The sequence below is a fragment of the Achromobacter sp. JD417 genome, assembly GCF_041879325.1.
In the GTDB taxonomy this organism is placed as follows: Bacteria; Pseudomonadota; Gammaproteobacteria; order Burkholderiales; family Burkholderiaceae_B; genus Achromobacter; species Achromobacter mucicolens.
On record NZ_CP087159.1, the window covers coordinates 788,735 to 806,662 of the forward strand.

The 17,928-nt window shown below is 55.8% G+C and carries 7 protein-coding genes, 2 tRNA genes and 7 rRNA genes; 11 read left to right on the plus strand and 5 right to left on the minus strand.

What is annotated here, in order from left to right; translation table 11 throughout:
- Positions 1 to 64 precede the first annotated feature (64 nt).
- A complete protein-coding gene (gene hppD, locus LN047_RS03595) occupies positions 65 to 1,177 on the minus strand; it encodes a 4-hydroxyphenylpyruvate dioxygenase (protein WP_062840947.1) in 1,113 nt (370 codons plus the stop codon).
- 156 nt (positions 1,178 to 1,333) lie between these two features.
- On the opposite strand from hppD, the gene LN047_RS03600 reads away from it, so the two are divergent.
- The 11 genes from LN047_RS03600 (at position 1,334) to LN047_RS03650 (ending at position 14,651) form a co-directional block, all read left to right on the plus strand.
- The gene (locus LN047_RS03600) at positions 1,334 to 1,810 is read left to right on the plus strand and encodes an Lrp/AsnC family transcriptional regulator (protein ID WP_056327939.1); all 477 of its coding nucleotides are present in this window, start codon (positions 1,334 to 1,336) and stop codon (positions 1,808 to 1,810) included.
- Positions 1,811 to 2,768: 958 nt separating this feature from the next.
- A 16S ribosomal RNA gene (locus tag LN047_RS03605) occupies positions 2,769 to 4,299 on the plus strand.
- Positions 4,300 to 4,641: 342 nt separating this feature from the next.
- Positions 4,642 to 7,526: ribosomal RNA gene (locus LN047_RS03610) — 23S ribosomal RNA — on the plus strand.
- A gap of 203 nt (positions 7,527 to 7,729) precedes the next feature.
- Positions 7,730 to 7,842 (plus strand): 5S ribosomal RNA (rrf, locus tag LN047_RS03615).
- A 644-nt stretch (positions 7,843 to 8,486) separates the two neighbouring features.
- Positions 8,487 to 10,017 (plus strand): 16S ribosomal RNA (locus LN047_RS03620).
- 132 nt (positions 10,018 to 10,149) lie between these two features.
- Positions 10,150 to 10,226: transfer RNA gene (locus LN047_RS03625), tRNA-Ile, on the plus strand.
- Between the two features lie 24 nt (positions 10,227 to 10,250).
- Positions 10,251 to 10,326 (plus strand) — tRNA-Ala (locus LN047_RS03630).
- A 296-nt stretch (positions 10,327 to 10,622) separates the two neighbouring features.
- Positions 10,623 to 13,507, plus strand: a 23S ribosomal RNA gene (locus LN047_RS03635).
- A gap of 203 nt (positions 13,508 to 13,710) precedes the next feature.
- A 5S ribosomal RNA gene (gene rrf / locus LN047_RS03640) occupies positions 13,711 to 13,823 on the plus strand.
- A gap of 187 nt (positions 13,824 to 14,010) precedes the next feature.
- A 5S ribosomal RNA gene (gene rrf, locus LN047_RS03645) occupies positions 14,011 to 14,123 on the plus strand.
- The 16S, 23S and 5S rRNA genes sit together here with 2 tRNA genes alongside, the layout of an rRNA operon.
- Positions 14,124 to 14,285: 162 nt before the next feature.
- Positions 14,286 to 14,651: a hypothetical protein gene (locus tag LN047_RS03650; protein ID WP_056320734.1), complete on the plus strand. Its 366-nt coding sequence runs from the start codon at positions 14,286 to 14,288 to the stop codon at positions 14,649 to 14,651.
- A 228-nt stretch (positions 14,652 to 14,879) separates the two neighbouring features.
- Here LN047_RS03650 and LN047_RS03655 read toward each other — a convergent pair whose 3' ends face one another.
- From LN047_RS03655 to LN047_RS03670, 4 genes are all read right to left on the minus strand, one after another.
- Positions 14,880 to 16,451, minus strand: coding sequence for an IS66 family transposase (locus LN047_RS03655; protein ID WP_373979928.1), 1,572 nt, complete (start codon positions 16,449 to 16,451; stop codon positions 14,880 to 14,882).
- A 62-nt stretch (positions 16,452 to 16,513) separates the two neighbouring features.
- Positions 16,514 to 16,858: an IS66 family insertion sequence element accessory protein TnpB gene (gene tnpB / locus LN047_RS03660; RefSeq protein WP_373979927.1), complete on the minus strand. Its 345-nt coding sequence runs from the start codon at positions 16,856 to 16,858 to the stop codon at positions 16,514 to 16,516.
- Positions 16,846 to 17,184, minus strand: coding sequence for a transposase (locus LN047_RS03665; protein WP_254608341.1), 339 nt, complete (start codon positions 17,182 to 17,184; stop codon positions 16,846 to 16,848). Before LN047_RS03665 ends, tnpB begins: the two co-directional genes overlap by 13 nt.
- Before the next feature lie 440 nt (positions 17,185 to 17,624).
- Positions 17,625 to 17,903 carry an SWIB/MDM2 domain-containing protein gene (locus tag LN047_RS03670; protein WP_006217453.1) on the minus strand — a complete coding sequence of 93 codons (279 nt, stop codon included), beginning with the start codon at positions 17,901 to 17,903 and terminating at the stop codon, positions 17,625 to 17,627.
- Positions 17,904 to 17,928: the final 25 nt, after the last annotated feature.

The window sequence follows — 17,928 nt, forward strand, 5'->3', positions numbered from 1 at the left end:
CCCCGCCACTCAGCGGGGTTTGAACAGGCTATGTCGACGCACGCCAGGCGCCTGTCTTCAAGCGTTATTCCACGGTCTTCAAAACACCGCGGCGCATCTGGTCCAGCTCGATCGATTCGAACAGGGCCTTGAAGTTGCCCTCGCCAAAGCCGTCATTGCCCTTGCGCTGAATGATCTCGAAAAAGATCGGGCCGATCTGGTTTTCGGTAAAGATCTGCAGCAGCAGTCCGCCACCCGGCGCGCCGTCCAGCAAGATGCGATTCTTCTGCAGGCGCGCCACGTCCTCGCCGTGGTTCGGCAGGCGCCGATCCAGCAGTTCGTAGTAGGTCTCCGGCGTGTCCAGGAACACGACGCCGGTCTTGCGCAGCGCTTCCACCGTGGCATAAATGTCATCGGTTGCCATGGCGATGTGCTGAATGCCCTCGCCGCGGTACAGATCCAGGTACTCCTGAATCTGGCCCTTCTCGTCGGTGCCTTCCTCGTTGATGGGGATGCGGATATTGCCGCAAGGCGAGGTCATCGCCTTGGACTTCACACCCGTCACCTTGCCCTCGATGTCGAAGTACCGGACTTCCCGGAAGTTGAACAGGCGCTCGTAGAACTCCGACCACTCGGCCATGCGGCCCTTGTGCACGTTGTGCGTCAGGTGGTCCACCAACGTCAGACCCGCGCCGCGCCAGTTGACGTCGGTCTGCGCGTTGGCCGGATCCAGCGGAATGAAGTCCACGTCATAGATGCTGATGTCGCCAATGCCGCCGTGGCCTTCCTTGCCGGCCCAGCGGTCCACCAGATAGATCAGCGAATCGCCGATGCCCTTGATCGCGGGGATGTTCAGTTCCATCGGGCCGCTATGGGAGTCGAAACCCCAGGCACCAAGTTCCAGCGCGCGCTTGTAGGCGGCATTGGCGTCCTGCACGCGAAAGCCAATCGCACAGATCGAAGGGCCATGCAGACGGGCAAAGCGCTGGGCAAAGGAATCGGGCTCGGCGTTGATCAGGAAATTCACGCCGCCTTGACGGTACAGGGTCACGTCCTTGTGGCGATGCTTGGCAATGGCCTTGAATCCCAGCAGTTCAAACACCTTGCGCAGCGCGGCGGGGTCCGGCGCGGCATATTCAATGAACTCGAACCCGGCGGTGCCCATCGGGTTGTCCCAGGGTTGGAAAGCGCTGCTCATAAGTCTGCTCCCTTGCATGTTTTAAGTGGACGACTTGTTCTTCAAGTCTAGACGCAGATTGTAGGTAGGAAGGGTGGGCAGACAATTGCAAACATGGCGCAAAAGCACGTGGTTTCGGCAATAATATTGCCCAATATTGTGATCAAGGGGTTGAAAATGTCTGCAATTGAGCTTGATAGGACAGATCTAAGGATTCTTGCCGAGCTGCAGCGGGACGGGCGCCTCAGCAACCAGGAACTGGCGGACCGCGTCTCCCTGTCACCCAGCCCCTGCTTGCGCCGGGTGCGGCGCCTGGAAGAGCAGGGCTTCATCAAGAAATACGTGGCGCTCATCGACGCGGCCAAAGTCGGGCTGGGGCTGCTCGCTTACGTAAATATCCGCCTGAACAAGCACAGCGGCTCCAGTCACGCGCCCATGAGCGACTTCGCGCGCGACGTCCAGCTGTGGCCGGAGGTCGTCGAGTGCTACGCCATGTCAGGTGACATGGACTACCTGATGCGCATCCAGGTCGCCGACCTGGCGCATTTCTCCCGTTTCGCCATGGACACGCTCATGCGCCACCCTGCCGTCGTGGACATGCGCTCCTTCTTCGCCCTGCAGCAGATCAAGGAAACGACGGAACTTCGTATATAGATAGCGCGGCGCGGTGCGCCTGCCGGCCCGGGCCGTTGAAGCGGCGGGATGTTGCATGCCAGTCGGTTGGCACCACTCGCTCCGGTCTTGCCCAGCCTAGACGGGCGGGTTGTGATCGCACTGGCTCGCAACTGCTTATATATAGAGGGGCCTGGAGTCACTTCCCTATATATAGGGGAGCGAAGGAGCGCCGCCCCGCAGGCTGATCGCGGTGCGTCCCCTAAAAGAATCATATTTCTGCAAAATGGGTGTCATGCTGGCTACACACGCAGAATTTCTGTGCTATAGTCTCGCTCCTTCGCTGCTCACGCAGTTCCGAACAGCGAAGCCAAGCAAGTGCAACAGGTCAGCCCAAGGGCAGATCTGCCGCAAAAGCAGCTGGAAACGGCGCCAAGCGGTTATTGCAAAGATCGACGCAAATCAGGCAGAAGCCAGTTGCAAGATCTGCAAAAATTGTGCTATAGTCTTGGGCTTGGCTGGTGATGACGAATCAGGGTTTACCCCGAAACTGAATTTCAGCCACCTGTGCGGTAACCGGCCTTCGGGTTTCCGAAGCTGCTTGCAAAGCAAGCGGGGTTGCAAGATAGGGTGCAAATCAGGCAGAAGCCGGTTGCACAATCTGCAAAAGCTGTGTTATAGTAGAGGGCTTGGCGGTTGCCGAAAAATTAGGGTTTACCCTGACGTTTCGATAGTCGCTAAGCGCTGAGAAATCAGCGCCGCGATTTGAAGTTTTAGCAGTGCCGCTCTTTAACAATTAAACAACCGATAAGTGTGGGCGCTTGATGCGAGTGCAGCGATTAGGTTTCGGCCTTATCGCAAGCACAAGAAATCAAGTGCTCACTAGAAGTGAAGTACCTTAGACGTCAAGTTTAAGAACATACCTCACTTCCTTTGAGTAGCGACGTATGACCTGGTTTGGATTTATTCAGACCAAGAATACGAAACAAATACAGAGATTAAACTGAAGAGTTTGATCCTGGCTCAGATTGAACGCTAGCGGGATGCCTTACACATGCAAGTCGAACGGCAGCACGGACTTCGGTCTGGTGGCGAGTGGCGAACGGGTGAGTAATGTATCGGAACGTGCCTAGTAGCGGGGGATAACTACGCGAAAGCGTAGCTAATACCGCATACGCCCTACGGGGGAAAGCAGGGGATCGCAAGACCTTGCACTATTAGAGCGGCCGATATCGGATTAGCTAGTTGGTGGGGTAACGGCTCACCAAGGCGACGATCCGTAGCTGGTTTGAGAGGACGACCAGCCACACTGGGACTGAGACACGGCCCAGACTCCTACGGGAGGCAGCAGTGGGGAATTTTGGACAATGGGGGAAACCCTGATCCAGCCATCCCGCGTGTGCGATGAAGGCCTTCGGGTTGTAAAGCACTTTTGGCAGGAAAGAAACGTTCCGGGTTAATACCCCGGGAAACTGACGGTACCTGCAGAATAAGCACCGGCTAACTACGTGCCAGCAGCCGCGGTAATACGTAGGGTGCAAGCGTTAATCGGAATTACTGGGCGTAAAGCGTGCGCAGGCGGTTCGGAAAGAAAGATGTGAAATCCCAGAGCTTAACTTTGGAACTGCATTTTTAACTACCGAGCTAGAGTGTGTCAGAGGGAGGTGGAATTCCGCGTGTAGCAGTGAAATGCGTAGATATGCGGAGGAACACCGATGGCGAAGGCAGCCTCCTGGGATAACACTGACGCTCATGCACGAAAGCGTGGGGAGCAAACAGGATTAGATACCCTGGTAGTCCACGCCCTAAACGATGTCAACTAGCTGTTGGGGCCTTCGGGCCTTGGTAGCGCAGCTAACGCGTGAAGTTGACCGCCTGGGGAGTACGGTCGCAAGATTAAAACTCAAAGGAATTGACGGGGACCCGCACAAGCGGTGGATGATGTGGATTAATTCGATGCAACGCGAAAAACCTTACCTACCCTTGACATGTCTGGAATGCCGAAGAGATTTGGCAGTGCTCGCAAGAGAACCGGAACACAGGTGCTGCATGGCTGTCGTCAGCTCGTGTCGTGAGATGTTGGGTTAAGTCCCGCAACGAGCGCAACCCTTGTCATTAGTTGCTACGAAAGGGCACTCTAATGAGACTGCCGGTGACAAACCGGAGGAAGGTGGGGATGACGTCAAGTCCTCATGGCCCTTATGGGTAGGGCTTCACACGTCATACAATGGTCGGGACAGAGGGTCGCCAACCCGCGAGGGGGAGCCAATCCCAGAAACCCGATCGTAGTCCGGATCGCAGTCTGCAACTCGACTGCGTGAAGTCGGAATCGCTAGTAATCGCGGATCAGCATGTCGCGGTGAATACGTTCCCGGGTCTTGTACACACCGCCCGTCACACCATGGGAGTGGGTTTTACCAGAAGTAGTTAGCCTAACCGCAAGGAGGGCGATTACCACGGTAGGATTCATGACTGGGGTGAAGTCGTAACAAGGTAGCCGTATCGGAAGGTGCGGCTGGATCACCTCCTTTCAGAGCTTACGTGCTCGTGTTAAGCGTCCACTCTTATCGGTTGTTTGTTGTAGCTGGCGTCTAGGTTTGGCGCAGCGTAGAAACTAACTGATAGCGCTGCTTGCAGCGCTATCAGTTGGGTTTTACCCAACAGCTATATTTGTTCTTTAACAATCTGGAAGAAGCACAACGAAAATGTGTTCATCAAGTAATCAGCGTTGCTGATGAAGATGGGCACGGGTTGTGATTGCATTATTTTTTGTTCCAAGTTCTCAAGACTGGGGTGATAAGCCTCAGACTGCTTTGAAACTTATGAACGGCACAAACGCTAATACTCAGGTCCTATAGCCTACAGCGTTATAGGATCAAGCGACTAAGTGCATATGGTGGATGCCTTGGCGATCACAGGCGATGAAGGACGTAGTAGCCTGCGAAAAGCTGCGGGGAGCTGGCAAACAAGCTTTGATCCGCAGATATCCGAATGGGGAAACCCACTGCAGCAATGCAGTATCCCTAGCTGAATACATAGGCTAGTGGAAGCGAACCGGGTGAACTGAAACATCTCAGTAGCTCGAGGAAAAGAAATCAACCGAGATTCCGAAAGTAGTGGCGAGCGAAATCGGATGAGCCTTTACGTTTTAGCACGCAGGATAGTCGAACGGAATGGAAAGTCCGGCCGTAGCAGGTGATAGCCCTGTAGACGAAATTCTGTGTGTGGAACTAAGCGTAAGACAAGTAGGGCGGGACACGTGAAATCCTGTTTGAAGATGGGGGGACCATCCTCCAAGGCTAAATACTCGTGATCGACCGATAGTGAACCAGTACCGTGAGGGAAAGGCGAAAAGAACCCCGGAAGGGGAGTGAAATAGATCCTGAAACCGTATGCATACAAACAGTAGGAGCCTCCTTGTGGGGTGACTGCGTACCTTTTGTATAATGGGTCAGCGACTTACATTCAGTGGCAAGGTTAACCGAATAGGGAAGCCGTAGCGAAAGCGAGTCCGAATAGGGCGATTCAGTCGCTGGGTGTAGACCCGAAACCAGATGATCTATCCATGGCCAGGTTGAAGGCACGGTAACACGTGCTGGAGGACCGAACCCACTAATGTTGAAAAATTAGGGGATGAGCTGTGGATAGGGGTGAAAGGCTAAACAAATCTGGAAATAGCTGGTTCTCTCCGAAAACTATTTAGGTAGTGCCTCAAGTATTACTGCGGGGGGTAGAGCACTGTTATAGCTAGGGGGTCATGGCGACTTACCAAACTATGGCAAACTCCGAATACCCGCAAGTACAGCTTGGGAGACAGAGCACCGGGTGCTAACGTCCGGACTCAAGAGGGAAACAACCCAGACCGCCAGCTAAGGTCCCGAATTATCGCTAAGTGGGAAACGAAGTGGGAAGGCATAGACAGTCAGGAGGTTGGCTTAGAAGCAGCCATCCTTTAAAGAAAGCGTAATAGCTCACTGATCGAGTCGTCCTGCGCGGAAGATGTAACGGGGCTAAGCGATAAACCGAAGCTGCGGGTGTGCACTTTTAGTGCACGCGGTAGGAGAGCGTTCTGTAAGCCTGCGAAGGTGGCTTGTAAAGGCTGCTGGAGGTATCAGAAGTGCGAATGCTGACATGAGTAGCGATAAAGGGGGTGAAAAGCCCCCTCGCCGTAAGTCCAAGGTTTCCTGCGCAACGTTCATCGGCGCAGGGTGAGTCGGCCCCTAAGGCGAGGCAGAGATGCGTAGCTGATGGGAAGCTGGTTAATATTCCAGCACCGTCGTACAGTGCGATGGGGGGACGGATCGCGGAAAATCATCAGGGTGTTGGATGTCCCTGTTGCTGCATCGAAGATGGCGCTTAGGCAAATCCGGGCGCGTAAATCAAGGGTGTGGCACGAGCGAGCATTGCTTGCGAAGTGATCGGAAGTGGTTCCAAGAAAAGCCTCTAAGCTTCAGCTGTACGAGACCGTACCGCAAACCGACACAGGTGGACGGGATGAATATTCCAAGGCGCTTGAGAGAACTCAGGAGAAGGAACTCGGCAAATTGATACCGTAACTTCGGGAGAAGGTATACCCCGGTAGTGTGAAGCGCCTGCGCGCTTAGCATGATGGGGTCGCAGAGAATCGGTGGCTGCGACTGTTTATTAAAAACACAGCACTCTGCAAAGACGAAAGTCGACGTATAGGGTGTGACGCCTGCCCGGTGCCGGAAGGTTAAGTGATGGGGTGCAAGCTCTTGATCGAAGCCCCGGTAAACGGCGGCCGTAACTATAACGGTCCTAAGGTAGCGAAATTCCTTGTCGGGTAAGTTCCGACCTGCACGAATGGCGTAACGATGGCCACACTGTCTCCTCCTGAGACTCAGCGAAGTTGAAGTGTTTGTGATGATGCAATCTACCCGCGGCTAGACGGAAAGACCCCATGAACCTTTACTGTAGCTTTGCATTGGACTGTGAACCGGCCTGTGTAGGATAGGTGGGAGGCTTTGAAGCGTGGTCGCTAGATCACGTGGAGCCATCCTTGAAATACCACCCTGGTTTTTTTGCGGTTCTAACCTTGGTCCGTTATCCGGATCGGGGACAGTGCATGGTGGGCAGTTTGACTGGGGCGGTCTCCTCCCAAAGTGTAACGGAGGAGTTCGAAGGTACGCTAGGTACGGTCGGAAATCGTGCTGATAGTGCAATGGCATAAGCGTGCTTGACTGTGAGACTGACAAGTCGAACAGGTGCGAAAGCAGGACATAGTGATCCGGTGGTTCTGAATGGAAGGGCCATCGCTCAACGGATAAAAGGTACTCTGGGGATAACAGGCTGATACCGCCCAAGAGTTCATATCGACGGCGGTGTTTGGCACCTCGATGTCGGCTCATCTCATCCTGGGGCTGTAGCCGGTCCCAAGGGTATGGCTGTTCGCCATTTAAAGAGGTACGTGAGCTGGGTTTAAAACGTCGTGAGACAGTTTGGTCCCTATCTGCCGTGGGCGTTGGATACTTGACGGAGCCTGCTCCTAGTACGAGAGGACCGGAGTGGACGTACCTCTGGTGTACCGGTTGTCATGCCAATGGCATTGCCGGGTAGCTAAGTACGGAAGAGATAACCGCTGAAGGCATCTAAGCGGGAAACTCGTCTGAAGATTAGGTATCCCGGGGACTTGATCCCCCTGAAGGGTCGTTCGAGACCAGGACGTTGATAGGTCGGGTGTGGAAGCGCAGTAATGCGTTAAGCTAACCGATACTAATTGCCCGTGAGGCTTGATCCTATAACACTGATGGTTATTGACCTGGTGATATAGCGTTCCAAGTGTCGTTCAATACAAAATACTGGCTGCACCGTCAGCAGCCAGCCAACACAATTACACCCCACCGTGCGCCGATCATCGAGCCCCAGGCTCTGATCGCCACGCGTTGCGCTTCTTCCAAGATTGGAGCTGTTGCCTACCCCGCAACTGCTCAACCAGTTACGCCTGACGACCATAGCAAGGTGGTCCCACTCCTTCCCATCCCGAACAGGACAGTGAAACGCCTTTGCGCCGATGATAGTGGACGGACGTCTGTGAAAGTAGGTCATCGTCAGGCTTTTATTGCGCAAACCCCCACAGGTAAGCCTGTGGGGGTTTGTTTTTAGTGAGAACCTATGTTCCATGCAGCCGAAGGAGATTCTCCAGCTCGGCGGCGATGCAGGACAGAGTGCAAATTAGGCAGAAGCCGGTTGCAATCGCTGCAAAAATGGTGATATAGTTACGGGCTTGGCTGCTACCGAAAAATCAGGGTTTATCCTGACATTTCGATAGCTGCTAGGGCAGGACGAAAGTCCTGGCGAGACCTGAAGAGGTCGCCGCAAGTAAGTGACGCAATTGCGTAAAGCGCAAAAAGCGAAGCTGACTTGACAAGCGATAAAAACTTCTTCATAATCTCGCTTCTCTGCTGCAACGACAGCGACGACGCAAGCGCGAAGTTAGCCGAAGTTGGGGGCAGAAACCAGTAGTACAGAATTTAGCAGTACCGCTCTTTAACAACTAAACAACCGATAAGTGTGGGCGCTTGATGCGAGTGCAGCGATTGGGTTTCGGCCTTATCGCAAGCACAAGAAATCAAGTGCTCACTAGAAGTGAAGTACCTTAGACGTCAAGTTTAAGAACATACCTCACTTCCTTTGAGTAGCGACGTATGACCTGGTTTGGATTTATTCAGACCAAGAATACGAAACAAATACAGAGATTAAACTGAAGAGTTTGATCCTGGCTCAGATTGAACGCTAGCGGGATGCCTTACACATGCAAGTCGAACGGCAGCACGGACTTCGGTCTGGTGGCGAGTGGCGAACGGGTGAGTAATGTATCGGAACGTGCCTAGTAGCGGGGGATAACTACGCGAAAGCGTAGCTAATACCGCATACGCCCTACGGGGGAAAGCAGGGGATCGCAAGACCTTGCACTATTAGAGCGGCCGATATCGGATTAGCTAGTTGGTGGGGTAACGGCTCACCAAGGCGACGATCCGTAGCTGGTTTGAGAGGACGACCAGCCACACTGGGACTGAGACACGGCCCAGACTCCTACGGGAGGCAGCAGTGGGGAATTTTGGACAATGGGGGAAACCCTGATCCAGCCATCCCGCGTGTGCGATGAAGGCCTTCGGGTTGTAAAGCACTTTTGGCAGGAAAGAAACGTTCCGGGTTAATACCCCGGGAAACTGACGGTACCTGCAGAATAAGCACCGGCTAACTACGTGCCAGCAGCCGCGGTAATACGTAGGGTGCAAGCGTTAATCGGAATTACTGGGCGTAAAGCGTGCGCAGGCGGTTCGGAAAGAAAGATGTGAAATCCCAGAGCTTAACTTTGGAACTGCATTTTTAACTACCGAGCTAGAGTGTGTCAGAGGGAGGTGGAATTCCGCGTGTAGCAGTGAAATGCGTAGATATGCGGAGGAACACCGATGGCGAAGGCAGCCTCCTGGGATAACACTGACGCTCATGCACGAAAGCGTGGGGAGCAAACAGGATTAGATACCCTGGTAGTCCACGCCCTAAACGATGTCAACTAGCTGTTGGGGCCTTCGGGCCTTGGTAGCGCAGCTAACGCGTGAAGTTGACCGCCTGGGGAGTACGGTCGCAAGATTAAAACTCAAAGGAATTGACGGGGACCCGCACAAGCGGTGGATGATGTGGATTAATTCGATGCAACGCGAAAAACCTTACCTACCCTTGACATGTCTGGAATGCCGAAGAGATTTGGCAGTGCTCGCAAGAGAACCGGAACACAGGTGCTGCATGGCTGTCGTCAGCTCGTGTCGTGAGATGTTGGGTTAAGTCCCGCAACGAGCGCAACCCTTGTCATTAGTTGCTACGAAAGGGCACTCTAATGAGACTGCCGGTGACAAACCGGAGGAAGGTGGGGATGACGTCAAGTCCTCATGGCCCTTATGGGTAGGGCTTCACACGTCATACAATGGTCGGGACAGAGGGTCGCCAACCCGCGAGGGGGAGCCAATCCCAGAAACCCGATCGTAGTCCGGATCGCAGTCTGCAACTCGACTGCGTGAAGTCGGAATCGCTAGTAATCGCGGATCAGCATGTCGCGGTGAATACGTTCCCGGGTCTTGTACACACCGCCCGTCACACCATGGGAGTGGGTTTTACCAGAAGTAGTTAGCCTAACCGCAAGGAGGGCGATTACCACGGTAGGATTCATGACTGGGGTGAAGTCGTAACAAGGTAGCCGTATCGGAAGGTGCGGCTGGATCACCTCCTTTCAGAGCTTACGTGCTCGTGTTAAGCGTCCACTCTTATCGGTTGTTTGATATAGCTGGGATCAGTTGTAGGCTTGGGTCGAGGGAATCTTCCCTAGGTCTTCAGCTTCCTGACTACTGATCCGAGAAGGTTTTGGGTCTGTAGCTCAGTCGGTTAGAGCACCGTCTTGATAAGGCGGGGGTCGTTGGTTCGAATCCAACCAGACCCACCAGGTATTTCGCGGCAAGCGAAATATGGGGGTGTAGCTCAGCTGGGAGAGCGCCTGCTTTGCAAGCAGGATGTCATCGGTTCGATCCCGTTCACCTCCACCATTGATTCTCATTGATCGCCGGTGGCGATGTAGAGGCCAACTCATAGTGTCGTCAGTCACGACGTTATGAGTTGGGTTTTACCCAACAGCTATATTTGTTCTTTAACAATCTGGAAGAAGCACAACGAAAATGTGTTCATCAAGTAATCGGCATTGCTGATGAAGATGGGCACGGGTTGTGATTGCATTATTTTTGTTCCAAGTTCTCAAGACTGGGGTGATAAGCCTCAGACTGCTTTGAAACTTATGAACGGCACAAACGCTAATACTCAGGTCCTATAGCCTACAGCGTTATAGGATCAAGCGACTAAGTGCATATGGTGGATGCCTTGGCGATCACAGGCGATGAAGGACGTAGTAGCCTGCGAAAAGCTGCGGGGAGCTGGCAAACAAGCTTTGATCCGCAGATATCCGAATGGGGAAACCCACTGCAGCAATGCAGTATCCCTAGCTGAATACATAGGCTAGTGGAAGCGAACCGGGTGAACTGAAACATCTCAGTAGCTCGAGGAAAAGAAATCAACCGAGATTCCGAAAGTAGTGGCGAGCGAAATCGGATGAGCCTTTACGTTTTAGCACGCAGGATAGTCGAACGGAATGGAAAGTCCGGCCGTAGCAGGTGATAGCCCTGTAGACGAAATTCTGTGTGTGGAACTAAGCGTAAGACAAGTAGGGCGGGACACGTGAAATCCTGTTTGAAGATGGGGGGACCATCCTCCAAGGCTAAATACTCGTGATCGACCGATAGTGAACCAGTACCGTGAGGGAAAGGCGAAAAGAACCCCGGAAGGGGAGTGAAATAGATCCTGAAACCGTATGCATACAAACAGTAGGAGCCTCCTTGTGGGGTGACTGCGTACCTTTTGTATAATGGGTCAGCGACTTACATTCAGTGGCAAGGTTAACCGAATAGGGAAGCCGTAGCGAAAGCGAGTCCGAATAGGGCGATTCAGTCGCTGGGTGTAGACCCGAAACCAGATGATCTATCCATGGCCAGGTTGAAGGCACGGTAACACGTGCTGGAGGACCGAACCCACTAATGTTGAAAAATTAGGGGATGAGCTGTGGATAGGGGTGAAAGGCTAAACAAATCTGGAAATAGCTGGTTCTCTCCGAAAACTATTTAGGTAGTGCCTCAAGTATTACTGCGGGGGGTAGAGCACTGTTATAGCTAGGGGGTCATGGCGACTTACCAAACTATGGCAAACTCCGAATACCCGCAAGTACAGCTTGGGAGACAGAGCACCGGGTGCTAACGTCCGGACTCAAGAGGGAAACAACCCAGACCGCCAGCTAAGGTCCCGAATTATCGCTAAGTGGGAAACGAAGTGGGAAGGCATAGACAGTCAGGAGGTTGGCTTAGAAGCAGCCATCCTTTAAAGAAAGCGTAATAGCTCACTGATCGAGTCGTCCTGCGCGGAAGATGTAACGGGGCTAAGCGATAAACCGAAGCTGCGGGTGTGCACTTTTAGTGCACGCGGTAGGAGAGCGTTCTGTAAGCCTGCGAAGGTGGCTTGTAAAGGCTGCTGGAGGTATCAGAAGTGCGAATGCTGACATGAGTAGCGATAAAGGGGGTGAAAAGCCCCCTCGCCGTAAGTCCAAGGTTTCCTGCGCAACGTTCATCGGCGCAGGGTGAGTCGGCCCCTAAGGCGAGGCAGAGATGCGTAGCTGATGGGAAGCTGGTTAATATTCCAGCACCGTCGTACAGTGCGATGGGGGGACGGATCGCGGAAAATCATCAGGGTGTTGGATGTCCCTGTTGCTGCATCGAAGATGGCGCTTAGGCAAATCCGGGCGCGTAAATCAAGGGTGTGGCACGAGCGAGCATTGCTTGCGAAGTGATCGGAAGTGGTTCCAAGAAAAGCCTCTAAGCTTCAGCTGTACGAGACCGTACCGCAAACCGACACAGGTGGACGGGATGAATATTCCAAGGCGCTTGAGAGAACTCAGGAGAAGGAACTCGGCAAATTGATACCGTAACTTCGGGAGAAGGTATACCCCGGTAGTGTGAAGCGCCTGCGCGCTTAGCATGATGGGGTCGCAGAGAATCGGTGGCTGCGACTGTTTATTAAAAACACAGCACTCTGCAAAGACGAAAGTCGACGTATAGGGTGTGACGCCTGCCCGGTGCCGGAAGGTTAAGTGATGGGGTGCAAGCTCTTGATCGAAGCCCCGGTAAACGGCGGCCGTAACTATAACGGTCCTAAGGTAGCGAAATTCCTTGTCGGGTAAGTTCCGACCTGCACGAATGGCGTAACGATGGCCACACTGTCTCCTCCTGAGACTCAGCGAAGTTGAAGTGTTTGTGATGATGCAATCTACCCGCGGCTAGACGGAAAGACCCCATGAACCTTTACTGTAGCTTTGCATTGGACTGTGAACCGGCCTGTGTAGGATAGGTGGGAGGCTTTGAAGCGTGGTCGCTAGATCACGTGGAGCCATCCTTGAAATACCACCCTGGTTTTTTTGCGGTTCTAACCTTGGTCCGTTATCCGGATCGGGGACAGTGCATGGTGGGCAGTTTGACTGGGGCGGTCTCCTCCCAAAGTGTAACGGAGGAGTTCGAAGGTACGCTAGGTACGGTCGGAAATCGTGCTGATAGTGCAATGGCATAAGCGTGCTTGACTGTGAGACTGACAAGTCGAACAGGTGCGAAAGCAGGACATAGTGATCCGGTGGTTCTGAATGGAAGGGCCATCGCTCAACGGATAAAAGGTACTCTGGGGATAACAGGCTGATACCGCCCAAGAGTTCATATCGACGGCGGTGTTTGGCACCTCGATGTCGGCTCATCTCATCCTGGGGCTGTAGCCGGTCCCAAGGGTATGGCTGTTCGCCATTTAAAGAGGTACGTGAGCTGGGTTTAAAACGTCGTGAGACAGTTTGGTCCCTATCTGCCGTGGGCGTTGGATACTTGACGGAGCCTGCTCCTAGTACGAGAGGACCGGAGTGGACGTACCTCTGGTGTACCGGTTGTCATGCCAATGGCATTGCCGGGTAGCTAAGTACGGAAGAGATAACCGCTGAAGGCATCTAAGCGGGAAACTCGTCTGAAGATTAGGTATCCCGGGGACTTGATCCCCCTGAAGGGTCGTTCGAGACCAGGACGTTGATAGGTCGGGTGTGGAAGCGCAGTAATGCGTTAAGCTAACCGATACTAATTGCCCGTGAGGCTTGATCCTATAACACTGATGGTTATTGACCTGGTGATATAGCGTTCCAAGTGTCGTTCAATACAAAATACTGGCTGCACCGTCAGCAGCCAGCCAACACAATTACACCCCACCGTGCGCTGATCATCGAGCCCCAGGCTCTGATCGCCACGCGTTACGCTTCTTCCAAGATTGGAGCTGTTGCCTAACCCGCAGCTGCTCAACCAGTTACGCCTGACGACCATAGCAAGGTGGTCCCACTCCTTCCCATCCCGAACAGGACAGTGAAACGCCTTTGCGCCGATGATAGTGGACGGACGTCTGTGAAAGTAGGTCATCGTCAGGCTTTTATTGCTCAAAACCCCGCAGGTATCCCCTGCGGGGTTTTGTCTTTAGTGAGAGCCCTGCCGGTTGCGGCAAGAGGTTGGTTGCGGCGAGAGCTGCAAACCTGTAGTACAAGCGGGCGTCAGGTTCGCGTTGCAGTACCCCAGATTCGAACGGTTGACCTTGTGTCAACTGCTCAAGCAGTTACGCTTGACGACCATAGCAAGGTGGCCCCACTCCTTCCCATCCCGAACAGGACAGTGAAACGCCTTTGCGCCGATGATAGTGGACGGACGTCTGTGAAAGTAGGTCATCGTCAAGCTCTTATCCTCAAAGCCCCACCGGTATCCGGTGGGGCTTTGTCTTTGGCACTCCAGTTGGCCTGCGAGCCGCGCCAATGTTGGATGTGCACAAATAACAACGGCCGTGGGTGGGGTGGCTTTGTGCGGTAAGATTGTTCGAGTCAATTCGTTGGAGCGTTATCGTGAGTGAACCCCAGACCCCCGTGCCCGGTACGACGTTGGACCTTCGCACGTTGACCCACGTGGCCTATGGCTTGTATGCCTTGGGCTTTCTGACGAGTGGATTTCTGGGCATCGCCACGATTGCGGCTGTGGTGCTCATGTATCTCAAGCGATCGGACGCCGCAGGCACCGTGTACGCCGCTCATTTTGACTGGCTTCTGCGCACGTTCTGGTGGGCGTTGCTGTGGCTGGCCATCAGCGGGATCGCGACCCTCATCTTCATTGGATGGATTGGCGTGGCCGCAACCATCGTGTGGGTGCTCTATCGCCTGATTCGTGGCTGGCTGTCGTTGCTGGAAGGTGGCGCGCCCACGTCTTACGCGTGAGTACTGGTAGTACCCCTGGAAAGGCCGGCAGCGATGCCGGCCTTTTTTCATGGCATGAACGTGTGGGGAGATGCCCACCAGCCGCCCAACTTCAGGGCGCGATCACCGGCAAGGCTGTGGATACGTCGTTGAGATGCCGTTGAGGTGTCGTTGTCGTGGGTGCGTCGAGCTTCGATGTGACGCAGTATCAAAGTAAGCGCCTGCCGAACACACCCTTGACGGTTCTGCTTATGCAGCAGGTAGCCACCGATGCGGCAGCAGCTCAGCGATCTGGCTGTTTTTCTGCGTGGGCAGGCGCGTGAGCACGTCCTTCATATAGGCATACGGGTCGTGCCCATTGAGCCGTGCCGACTGGATCAGGCTCATGATGGCGGCTGCGCGCTGGCCCCCGCGCAGCGAGCCCGCGAACAGCCAGTTCGAACGCCCGATCGCCCAGGGGCGGATCTGGTTCTCCACCCAATTGTTGTCGATCGGCGCATCGCCGTCGTCAAGGTAGCGTGTCAGCGCCTCCCAGCGCTTGAGGCTGTAGTCGATGGCGCGCGCGGTGCCGGAGCCTTCCGGCACGCGCTGGCGTTGCGCGATCAGCCACCGACGCAACGTTTCTGTGATCGGCTTGGCCCGCTCCAGCCGTATCAGGAGGCGCTCTTCGGCAGGCAACTCGGCTACGTCCCGCTCTACGCCGTATAGCGCGCCGAACAACTCCAACGCCTCTGCGGCGATCTGGCTCTGGTTGTTGACGTGCAAGTCATGGAACTTGCGCCGGGCGTGCGCCATGCAGCCCAGTTCCGTGATGCCAGCCGCGAACCCGGCCTTGTAGCCCGCATAATCGTCGGTCACCAGCTTGCCGCGCCAGTCTTCCAGGAACGTGCGGCAGTGCTCGCCAGCCCGGCTGGGCGCGAAGTCGTAGAGCACTGCACGCAGGCTGTCGTAAGCGGTCGGTGTGTATGCCCACAAGTAGGCCCGATGTGTCTTGCCCGCGCCCGGCTTGAGCATCTGCACCGGCGTTTCGTCGGCATGCAGCACAGATTTGCCCAGCACTTCGGCCTTGAGCGCATCGACCAGCGGCTGCAACCGCAGCCCGCACACGCCGACCCACTCGCCCAGCGTCGAGCGCGGCAGCGCCAGGCCGGCGCGTGCAAAGATGCCTTCCTGGCGGTATAGCGGCAGGTGGTCGGCGAACTTGGCCACCAGCACCTGCGCCAGAAGGCCCGCTGTCGGGATGCCCTTGTCGATGACCTGCGCGGGGACCGGCGCCTGCGTGAGCGTCTCGCAGTGCTCGCACACCCACTTGCCGCGGATGTGACGTTCGACCGTAAAGACGCCCGGCAGATAGTCCAGCTTCTCACTGACGTCCTCGCCGATGCGCTTCAAGCCGCAGCCGCAGCGGCACGTCGTGGACGCCGGTTCGTGGTGGATGTCGGTGCGCGGCAACTCGGCCGGCAGCCGCATGCGACGCGGCGCTTGCGACGGCGCAGGCTTAGTGGCGATCGCTTCGCGCAGCGCGTTCACTTCCTCTTCGATGGCCGCCATGTCGGCATCCATCGTCTCTTCCAGAAGGCTTGCCTGCGCCGGGTTCAATTGCTCGCTGCGCTTGCCGTAGCGCCAGCGCTTGTACAGCGCCAGCTCCTGCATGAGCTGGTCGATGTGCGTCTGTTTGAAGTGCAGTACGCGATCCCGCTCGGCAACCACCGCATCGTGCGTCGCTATCTGGGCGTCACGCGCGGCCACCTCGCCCATCAGGCGTTCGGCCAACGCGCGCAGTTGCTGCGCGTCGAGGTGGTCCAGGGATGCGGTACTCATGGCCGCCAGTATGCCGCAGGGCTCCCCGCGGCGGTATTGGCGTCTTGCCGGATTGTCCGGCGCTACAACACCGAGATCGCACCTGCCGCGCCCACATGCTGCCAGGGCAGGCCCAGCACCAGGGCCTGCCACTGCTCACTGTCGACCGCGATGTGGGGGCCACGCAGCGCATCGGCCCACACGAACTTGCCGCGGTTCAGCCGGCGCGCGGCCAGCCACACGCCGATCCCGTCATGCACCAGCACCTTCATGCGGTTGGCGCGCCGGTTTGCGAAGCAATAGGCGTGGTGCGGGCGGGCTGAACCGAACACGGCTACCACCCGGGACAACGCCGTCTCGGTACCGGCGCGCATGTCCAGCGGCTCGGTGGCCAGCCAGATCGCATCGACACGGATCACCGCAGCCACTCGCGTAACCAGGCCACGCACGCGCCGGCCTCACTCACTGGCCATTGCACCGTCGCTTGCGCGGGACCGCGCGACAACCGGATCTCGATGTGACGGCCTGCCGAGGGCAGCGCTGGCAATGCGACCGGCACGAACGCCGGCGCTACAGGTGGCTGCCGTTCAGCCTGACGAATCCACTTATGTACCAGGTTCGCGTTCACGCCGTGCGACAGCGCCACGCCGGCAATGGAGGTACCTGGCTGACTGCACTGGGCCACGATCTGCGCCTTCAGCGCCTTCGGATAAGACCGGCGCTTAGGCACCGGTGCTAATTCTGTCTTCGACATGGTGTCCACCTAAAAGTGGTGGACACTATCGGGGACAACTTCGGCGTTCAATATGGGTTTGCCGGGCGCTTACGTATCAAAGCATGCCATGCGGGATAGCTGCGGGCACCGGCGTGACACGATGGCGGGCGGTGCGCCCGCGCGGCCTGGCCTCGCGGTCGACGAGGGCGTCGTGTAGCGCGTTCAGGGGCGCCTCGTGTGTCTGTCGACGTGCGGCATGAGTGCAGTTGCTGACGCGGGTAAGGAAGCGCGGCGTGTAGGCATGCAGCGGCACGTCAGACCAGGCGAACTGGCTTTTCAATCGAGCGGGAATGTCCACGAACGTGGCGATGAGGCACTGCGAGGGGGGCTTGCTTGGTGGCGTCGAGCTCGCCCGGCCTGAAGCCAGGGCGTCGCGACAATCCAAAGGCAGGGACGTACGCCGTACGCCCTTTGCCTGCTTACTTCAGATGTGCGTTGACCAGTTTGGTCAGTTCGAACATCGTGACCTGATCCTTGCCGAAGATCGGGCGCAGCTTGGCATCGGCGTTGATGTTGCGCTTGTTGCTGGCATCTTGCAGGTTGTGCTTCTTGATGTATTCCCAGATCTTCTTGGTGACCTCGGTACGCGGCACGGCTTCCGAGCCGATGACAGCGGCCAATTCGGCGCTGGGGGTCAGCGGCTTCATGAATGCAGCGTTCGGCTTGCGCGCGGTCGCGGGTTTGGAGGTTGTGGCCATAATGCGGCGCTCCTTCTCTGGCTGT